At 46.8% G+C, this 10424-nt stretch carries 1 protein-coding gene; it reads right to left on the reverse strand.

The features are described from left to right. Positions 1-21: 21 nt before the first annotated feature. Complete coding sequence (locus G8O23_RS09905; RefSeq protein WP_166364312.1) at positions 22-9750, reverse strand: T9SS type B sorting domain-containing protein; 9729 nt, start codon at positions 9748-9750, stop codon at positions 22-24. Positions 9751-10424: the final 674 nt, after the last annotated feature.

Consider the following 10424-nt stretch of genomic DNA (forward strand, 5'->3'; position numbering starts at 1 on the left):
TTCTCAATCTTCAAAATTGTATTACCGGATAATGGTTACTGATCCAGAAACAGGCTTCCACTTGGTAGTTCCATCTACATTGAACTTAATAACATAGTAGTAAGTGCCTGTTGGAAGTTCCTTACCATTTCTATTTCTTCCGTTCCAACCCCGAGCGGCATCGGTACCCTTAGCCGACCATACCTGATGGCCCCAGCGATTGTAAATCTTTATCTCGAGATCGGGGAATATGTCGGAATAAGGAATAGTCCAGATATCGTTTATACCATCATCGTTGGGTGAGAATACATTTGATGTCCTGATCTTATCGAGAATTCGGGCTTTAAGTGATATTTCCTCTCTACAGCCAGACTCTTCTGCAATAGCATAACCCTTTATGGGCACATACTTCTCGAACTTTCTGGTATCTATATTAAAGATCTCACCCGAAAGCAGGTTCTCGTACTCTGGTGTTTTAAAGAATATTGTACCCTCTTTACCTTCTGGCACAGCAAACCCTTCGGTAGGTGTCCAGTAGTAATTTAGGGTATAGTCATCATTCTTTGTCAACATCTCAATTTTGTACTCGGTATCGGCAAGCACCGAAATTATGGTAGAGTCGCCTGGGCTACCTACCAAATCGGGATCAAGTGGGAACTTACGAAGATCTTCGTCGGTAAAGAACAAGTGAGCATTCCTATCGATAAATGGGAAGATACGATCGTAAATGGCAACGGTTTCGGTAGCCTCCTCTATACAGCCATCAGTAGTTGTAACCATTAATATGATATTCTTGTCATCATCAATATTCTCTATCATAAACGGTGTTGACTCTGTGTGCACCCTCTCAATATTATCGGTAAAGTTATACCACCTTACTCTTTCTACCTCCAATGGAATGGTTGAGTTCATAACCACTCGAAGGGTATCGGTTGAATTGTAACACCACAGGTTATCGGCACCCGATATATCCACGCTGAAGGTATAGTCGGTATTCAGCTCTAGATCGTAAATATTATGATCCTCACAATACCCTGCCTGACCATCATATCGGGGGTACTTAACTACAGCAGCATATTTCCCTGGGTTAAGACCATCTACTCCTCCCTCTATGCCCGTTTGCTTTATAAGAGTGCCTACCATCGTAATTTCGTTCACCTTATACCAGTCAACTTCATAATCTGCCACACTTCCATTGCCTGTTCCTGATACTACTCCAGTAATCTGTATGCTACCAGCATCAACTCTTCCATTAGCTAATACTCTACATCTGGGTAGTTCAAACTCATCAAAGTATTCAGGTTGCTTGGGGCCATCAACAACTAGGTCAACAGCGCCAGCAGAACAGTTGTTATCATCAACCACATTAACCCTATAATTGCCTGGGTATAAATTGGTGATGCGGCTAGTTGAACCAATAGCTGTGCCATCTACAATAATCCTATAATCAGGTGTTCCTCCAGAAATAGTAACCTCTATCTCATCAACTGTAGAGTCATGGCAAGGCAACGTCTCTAGATATGTACTGAGAGTAAAAGTAAGAGGAGTTGGTTCTGTAATGGTATGATTTTCTACTATAAAGCAGTTGTTAGCGTCGGTAATGGTTAGCGTGTAATTACCTGGAGCCAGCCCAGAGAATATACCAATGCTGTTCTCCTCAGTATAACCAGCGGAACCCTCGAGCTTATAGGTTAGAGGTTCAGTGCCTGATGCCTGAACGTCAATCCTACCGTTTGTATCTCCATTACAGTAAACATCATAAACCTCTATATTTTCAATTTCCAACTTCTCTGGGAAGGTTATCTCAACCTCAAGAGTGTAGCTGCAATCATTATCGTCGGTTATAACAAATATATAGCTTCCCTCATCGAGGTTTGGAACTAGATTATCACGAATGGTGAATGCACCTTCGGCCCAGCTAATGTTATAGAAACCATCGGCTGTTGTTCCTCCTGTTATGGTAAAGGTAATTTCGGCCTCAGTTGGAGAGCATACATTGTCGTAATTTACAGCATATGTAACAGCTATCTCTTCAGGTTCACTAATAATAACGGTTTCGGTATGACTAGCTCCGCCCTTTGTTCCTATCAGGGTGTATGTTCCAGCCTCAAGACCCTTATAAAGCCCCTCAGTATTGTCATACCTATCCATCATATAGGTTGATATGTCTTCGCTAAACTCATTAAACCATTTGCGCTCATCGAGCGAATACGGATCGGTTGTAACACCTACCTCGTTTACCCTAATGGTTCCATCAACCTCGCCAAAGCAGGTGATATCGGTTGCTGTAAGGGTAAATGAGTATAGCAAAATGGATATCTCCTTAGTATCGGTACAACCATTATCGTCGGTTGCAATTACCCTGTAATCGCCCTCGGCTAATCCGTTGAACTCAGGATCGGTTGATGAAGCAACATCTACCCAGGTTGAACCATCAAAGAGCTGAAGGTCGAAATTAAATGGTGGTGTACCACCATCGGTAACAATGGAAATATTTCCGTTGCCATCGGTAATAAGCTCGATGGTAAATGGATCGGCCTCGCCTACAATTAACTCTTCCGAAAGCACTGGACCACATCCCTGATCATCTGAAATTTCAACTATGTATGAGCCTGGGGCTAGGTTGGTAAACACACCGCTACCCACTTGAGTTGCTCCAATAGCCACTCCCCCGCTGGTTAGGGTGAAATATAAGTCGCCCGTACCACCCGATGCGCTTAGCGATATGGTTCCACTCTCCTGCCCAAAGCAAATAGCATCGGTAACCACTATGGAGTTAATGTCTATTTGTATTGGGTCGGGTTCGTTCACATCGAATCTTGCAGATTCAATTGGGCCGCATCCAATATCATCAACTACTGCGATATAAAAATCGGTTCCAGCAGGCACATCATTAAACGTTGCCGCCAATCCGTCAGATAAAGATGCCAGCATATCACCGATGCCGTTATAAAGCGTGAATGTGTAAGGGCCAACACCACCACTTGCCGAAACAGTAACCTGTCCGGTAGGCTCTCCTGCACAAGTAGCATCGGTAACCACAGGTACACTTACAATAATCTCATCGTATACAGTTACAGTTACTGCCAAATTATCTAAACTTTCGCAGCCTTCGGCTGTTTGCGTTGCGTAGTAGGTTTCGCCATCAACCAGCACATAATCAATGGCAAGGATACTGCCACCTGGTGAATCGTACCATGCAATGGCTTCGCCGGTAACTACAATATCGGCAATGGTTGCCCCGGCGCAGAACTCTTGGTTGGCTTCGCCTGTTGGGGGTGCTGTTTCAATTTCAACCACCAAAGCGTCACCCGACACAGTGCCTGTGCAATTAGCATCGGTTACGTCCAGCATCACAAAGTAGCCTTCCCCTACATCGTTAAAAATAATTGGGCTAGTAAATGCGAACAATGTCCTTACGTCTCCATCGGCACTAAAAGTATAACTCCAGGGTGCTGTTCCGGTAAAATCAATTCGAACATCAACACCCGTTGGGTCAGCACCCTTACAGTACTCTCCTCCGCCGCTCATTATAGCAGTTGGAATTTCAAATTCAATTACGGAAGCAGAACCACTTACTGTGCCAGAACAGAATGCATCCTCAACTCCAATCATTGTATATTCGCCTTTTGTGGCATCTGAAATAACGTAAGGAGTTGCATCTATACCGCTAACTACATTTGGTAGCCCATCAACAGCGTATATTACTGTCCAAGGTCCTGTTCCGGTTAACTCAATACTAACATCAACGTTTGTTGGATCGGTACCTGCACAGTAGCTGCCGCCTCCACTCATTGTGGCAGTCGGTAATGGGTTCTCAACCACTGTAGCGTTACCGCTTACTGTACCTATACAATTCGCATCAACAACAGAAACCAGCGTGTACTCACCCTCTGTTGCATCTGCTAGTATATATGGTGAAGTGAGTATATCAATTAATGCTGGTTGGCTCGCCCCATCAATGGCGTAAACCACTGTCCAGGGACCTTCACCTGTGAGGTCAATCGTTACATCTACACCCGTTGGGGTGGTACCTGCACAGTAACTGCCGCCGCCGCTGATCTCCGCTGTGGGCAACGGATTCTCAACCACCTCGGCTAAACCGCTAACCGTACCAGTACAATTTGCATCGATTACCGAAACAAGCGTATAATCACCTGCGGTTACATCTGTCAACACGTAGGGTGATGCTGGAATATCAATAAGTGCTGGTTGACTCAACCCATCAATGGCATAAACCACTGTCCATGGGCCAACACCTGTAAGATCAATAGTAACATTAATACCTGTTGGATCGGTACCCGCGCAGTAGCTGCCGCCGCCGCTGATCTCGGCAGTGGGTAGAGAATTCTCAACAATAGTTGCAGAGCCACTAACTGTTCCATCGCAATTTTCGTCGGACACTGAGGTAAGGGTATATACACCAACTGTTGCATTGGATATTGTGTAAGGCGATGTGGTGATTCCAGTAATTTCAGGTTGATCAACCCCATCGATGGCATAAATCACATCCCAAGGCCCTATACCTGAAAAATTAATCTGAACATCAACACCTGTTGGATCGGTACCAGCACAGTATTCGCCGCCGCCACTGATTGTGGCTTCAGGCAAAGGTAGTTCAATTACAAACGCCTCGCCTTCAACTGTTCCTGTGCAATTAGCATCAGTTACACTTATTATGGTAAAATGTCCTTCACCAACATCGTTAATAATATGCGGTGTCGCTGAAGCCAAAATATTTCTCTCATCTCCATCAACAGCAATTCTTACAAGCCAGGGGCCTTCTCCAGTCAAATCTATTTGGACATCAACGCCGGTTGGATCGGCACCTGCACAGTAACTACCACCACCACTCATAATGGCATGGGGCAATTCGTGTTCAATTACGGTGGCCAAGCCAATTCCCGTTCCGATACAGCCTGTTGCGTCCTCCACTGAGGAGATGGTATACTCACCGGCAGTGGCGTTGGCTATGGTGTAGGGCGAGGTGTTGATGCCTGTCACAGCGGGCTGATCCACGCCGTCGATGGCGTACACGATGGTCCAGGGCGACGATCCCGTGAGCACCACCGTGAGGTCGATGCCCGTGGGGTCAACACCCGCGCAGTAGCTGCCTCCGCCGCTGATCTCCGCCGTGGGCAGCGGGTTCTCCACCACTTGGGCTAAACCACTTACCGTACCGGTACAGTTCGCATCGACTACCGATACCAGCGTGTAGTCGCCTGCGGTTGCATCTGTCAGCACGTAGGGAGTTGTGGAAATATCTACGAGGGCTGGCTGGCTCGTACCGTTAACGGCGTAAACCACTGTCCAGGGGCCTTCGCCTGTGAGGTCAATCGTTACATCTACACCCGTTGGGTCGGTGCCAGCGCAGTAGTTGCCTCCTCCGCTGACCTCCGCCGTGGGCAGCGGGTTCTCCACCACCTCGGCCGAGCCGATCACGATGCCTGAGCATCCCGTGGCGTCCTCAACAAGGGTAAGCGTGTACTCACCCGCAGTGGCGTCCTCAATGATATAAGGCGATGTAGCAATGCCCGTTATGGCCGCCTGATCAACCCCATCGATGGCGTACACGATGGTCCAGGGCGAGGAGCCCGTCAGCGTCACCGTGAGGTCGATGCCCGTGGGGTCAACGCCTGCGCAATAGCTGCCGCCGCCGCTGATCTCCGCCGTGGGTAGCGGGTTCTCCACCACGGTGGCCAAGCCGCTTACCGTGCCGTCGCAGCTGGCGTCGGCAACTGAGGTCAAGGTGTACTCGCCGGCAGTGGCGTTGGCTATGGTGTAGGGCGAGGTGTTGATGCCTGTCACAGCGGGCTGATCCACGCCGTCGATGGCGTACACGATGGTCCAGGGCGACGATCCCGTGAGCACCACCGTGAGGTCGATGCCCGTGGGGTCAACACCCGCGCAGTAGCTGCCGCCGCCGCTGATCTCCGCCGTGGGCAGCGGGTTCTCCACCACTTGGGCTAAACCGCTTACCGTACCGGTACAGTTCGCATCGACTACCGATACCAGCGTGTAGTCGCCTTCGGTTGCATCTGTCAGCACGTAGGGAGTTGTGGGAATATCTATTAGGGCTGGCTGGCTCACCCCGTTAATGGCGTAAACCACTGTCCAGGGGCCTTCGCCTGTGAGGTCAATCGTTACATCTACACCCGTTGGGTCGGTGCCGGCGCAGTAGCTGCCGCCGCCGCTGATCTCCGCCGTGGGCAGAGGGTTCTCCACCACCTCGGCCGAGCCGATCACGATGCCTGAGCATCCCGTGGCGTCCTCAACAAGGGTAAGCGTGTACTCACCCGCAGTGGCGTCCTCAATGATATAGGGCGATGTAGCAATGCCCGTTATGGCCGCCTGATCAACCCCATGGATGGCGTACACGATGGTCCAGGGCGAGGAGCCCGTCAGCGCCACCGTGAGGCCGATGCCCGTGGGGTCAACGCCTGCGCAGTAGCTGCCGCCGCCGCTGATCTCCGCCGTGGGTAGCGGGTTCTCCACCACGGTGGCCAAGCCGCTTACCGTGCCATTGCAGCTGGCATCGGCAACTGAGGTCAAGGTGTACTCGCCGGCAGTGGCGTTGGCTATGGTGTAGGGCGACGTGTTGATGCCTGTCACAGCGGGCTGATCCACGCCGTCGATGGCGTACACCAAGCTCCAAGGGGCTGTGCCCGTTAGGTCTACAATTACCTTTACTCCTGTAGGTGTGGTTCCCGCACAGTAATCACCACCACCACTAATTGTGGCTGTAGGTGCAGGTATCTCATTTACAAAGGCTTCTCCTGATACTGTTCCAATACAGTTAGCATCCTGAACAGAAATCATTGTGAAGTGACCCTCCCCTACATTCGATATAGTATGGGGTGTACTAAGAGCAACAATATCCCTCTCGTCACCATCTACATCAATTCTTACAAGCCAAGGTCCTTCGCCCGTTAAATCGATTTGAACATCAACACCAGTAGGATCAGCACCTTCGCAGTAATCGCCACCACCACTCATAGTCGCCGTTGGCAACTCTTTAACCAAAACATCTATAGAGGTTTCGTAAGCACATTCACCCGGGTTTGGAGTAAATGTATATGTAGTTAAACCTATGGTTTCTGTGGATATTACACTTGGTGACCATGTTCCGCTAATGCCGTTATCGGAAGTTTCTGGCAAAATAACTGGTGAATCGCCTTCGCAGTATGTATACTCTGGATCAAGAGAGAATGTTGGAATTACATTATCCACCACTGTTACAGTAACCTGATCGGAGTTCTCACAACCACCAATACCAATGGTAAGAGTATAGGTTGTTGTTTCAGTTGGGCTAGCGATTGGCTTAAGAATGGTTGGATCGCTAAGGCCAGTTGAGGGAGTCCACAGAACGGATACCGGTTCTGCAAATAGACCCGTTAACTCTACATTGTCAATTGCCCAATAGCCTATGTTAAACAACCTCCCGGTATAGGTAAATGCTATGTAGAAGCTCTCATCGTCCATAACGCTCAAATCTACATTTACCGATTCTGGGGGAATATCTCCACCTGATGTTGCAGGCCAGTAAAACTCCCAACGATTTGTCCAATTCACTCCATCGGTTGATGTTTGCACAGCAAGCCTATAGGCTCCATTAAAGTGATCAACAGCATGGATGAAATTAAGGTCTAGGAACTGATTGTCGATGGCGTTGATTAGGGGGGTAACAACTCTATACACATCATTATTCGTTGAGCCGTCGGACAGCAAGGAAAGTTCTGGTGCAGATCCACCTGCATACGATGTATTCATACCTCCCCAAAGGCTATTACTTCTCGACCAACCTGCAGGTAAGCCAAATACAGACACACCTGTAAAATCTTGGCTAAGCAGAACATTGTTGTTCGATGGCAAATCGGCTGAGCCCTGTAACTGAGTGCTCTCACCCTCGCAAATGGAAACATCTGGGCCCGCATCTACATTGGTTGGGGTTGTATTTACTGTAATGCTTATAATTTTCGTGGTAGCACACTGTCCGGCATCGGGAGTAAAAGTATAATTGGTTACTCCTGCTGTAGCTGTAGATATTGTGGCGGGACTCCAGCTGCCAATTACTCCATTATTCGAAACCGCAGGAAGAACATCGGCAGGTTCACCCACACAATAGGGCCCCAGCGGGTCAAACTCGGGATCCAAAGGTTCGCTAATAATAACTGTTCCGCTTACCATATCGCCACTACAAGACCCGGAGCCAGTTGCAGTAACTGTATAATTAAAAATACCGGTTTCAGTTGGTGTCCCGCTTATGGTATAAGTTGTAACCGAAAGAGATCCACTAACACCTGCTGGTAAGCCAGCTACGGACACATCGCCAAAATCGCCGTTAATTGAATAAACTATGTTTTCTAATGCTTCGCCCTCGCAAATAGTTTGATTATCGTTACCCGAAGTGAGAACAATTTCAGCATCGGTGCAAATAATTGGATCCTCAAGAATAATATCGGTAATAGATGCGCTAGTACAGCTAGCTGCATCGGTAACATATACGGTATAAGTTCCTGCTCCAAGTCCAGTAAAAGTATAACTTGAGGCAGATATTTCACCAGAGTTAGCTGACGAACTCCCTGTAAGGTAATATGTAAAATCAGGTGTTCCAGTTCCTCCTAAAAGGTTCACAGTGATTGATCCTTCGATCCCACCAACTGTAGTAGGATCGGAATGGGTAACATTATCAATTTCGGGTGCAGCAGCTGGAGGATTTATGGTTACTGTGGTGGGGTCGGAAATGCAACCGCCCTCATTTGCCGTTACGTTATACGTACCTGCGGGCACATCAGAAAAAAGTGGGTTAGCCTGATAATCGACACCATTTATGCTGTAGGAATACTGAGCACCCAAAGGAGCAGTAACCTCAATGGTACCACCTACTCCGCAGGTAGCATCGGCAGTTGTTACCGTTGGGGCAGGGGGGGTAGATGGTGCAGGATTTATTGAAACAGACTTGCTGTTTAAGCATGAGTTGTCTGATTTTCGTCGTACAAATATGGTGTAGATATTATCGGCAGCAAGACCTGAGAAAGTTGTTGCATCTTGCCAAGGCCCCATAATGTTGATTGCATATTCAAAATCTGGATCTATAGGACTAAGCACTTCAATTGAACCAGTAGGTTCATCGCAGTCTGGTTGTGTAGGATTTAAAACTGGCTCGTCAGGTGGCGCTGGAGGTGGATTTATCGACTCAACTGCGGTAAGTTCACATGATGTGTGGGATGAAATTTCTACCCTAAGATCATAATCTCCGGATGTTAGACCTGGGAAACTAGGACTGGATTGGTAGGTTGTTCCATCATCTATGCTGTATTGAAAGGTGTAGATACCCTTATCGTTTGTTGGGCTAGTAAATTCAATGGTTCCAGTAGGTACACCACAAGTTGGATTTATCGTGTTAACGATTAAGTCGTCAGGCTGAAAAATTTCAAAAGGATCTGCTGTTGCACTTCCTGAAGGGCCAGATACAAACACTATGAAACTCCCACTCTGAACAGGATCTTCTCCATCATCAGGTAAAACAATTGTAGCACTAGGTCCTACGATTGGTATAAACTCATATTTCTCCCTGGTTGTATTCCAAACCAATACGCTCATTGGCTCCAATGGCCCATTGCTAACGACTATTGTTAATCTTGCATCATCCCCACCAGGGCAAGATACATGCTGATTAACGGTAACATCAACGGTCATTTGTGCTACAGCCCCCAGTGAGGCAACAAAAAAAGCACATAATAGGATGGAGCTACGTAGAAGTTGTTTCATAACGTATATGATTTCTTTTTCTTAATTCAAATTGACTGGGCATAATTCCGCTTTACCTTACATTGCTTCATACGATAAAACCTGAGAGTAATCAGCTATTTTTTGACAAAAGCTACCTTTTAACAAGCGAAAGTAATCTTTTTTTTAATTATTCTCAAAAACATCACTCTTAATGTTAAGCATTTAGAGTGATTTGCAGTAAAAATATTGTTGTTTTAAACGTGTATTATCTCTTCTGCTAAAAGCATTTTAGTTGACTAACAGCCATTTGCAAAAAATGACTGTATTTTAGTTTTTTACGTATCTAGGTGTTTAAATGTTTGCAACATTGTGCTTTGTAATGCAAATTTTTAATCCATCTCGTTGGTTATAAAAAAACCAACTTTACAGCAAATCAATTTGTAAATTACAAATAGTAAGCCACACACCCTAAATGGCTATTTATTTGACAAATGCAGAAAAAGGGTGGGTAAACGCTGCCCGAAATCGGGCAGAAGGTTGTTTGGTGTATAAGGAAACCTCCTTAATTTCGAATTCTAAACGTCAGACTTTTCCCCCGAATTTTATTTAAAAAATGTATATTAGCCCCAATTAAAACCGAGCAGAAAAATTGCTAAATTTCTGACGGTATGAAAAAGAACAGTTACTGGACATCAAAGCGAAAAGCTGAAGTA

Source organism: Perlabentimonas gracilis (assembly GCF_011174675.1).
In the GTDB taxonomy this organism is placed as follows: Bacteria; Bacteroidota; Bacteroidia; order Bacteroidales; family Tenuifilaceae; genus Perlabentimonas; species Perlabentimonas gracilis.

Excerpts from the sequence above, each read along its gene's own strand:
- G8O23_RS09905 (WP_166364312.1), bottom strand. The coding sequence starts at position 9,750 with ATGAAACAACTTCTACGTAGCTCCATCCTATTATGTGCTTTTTTTGTT.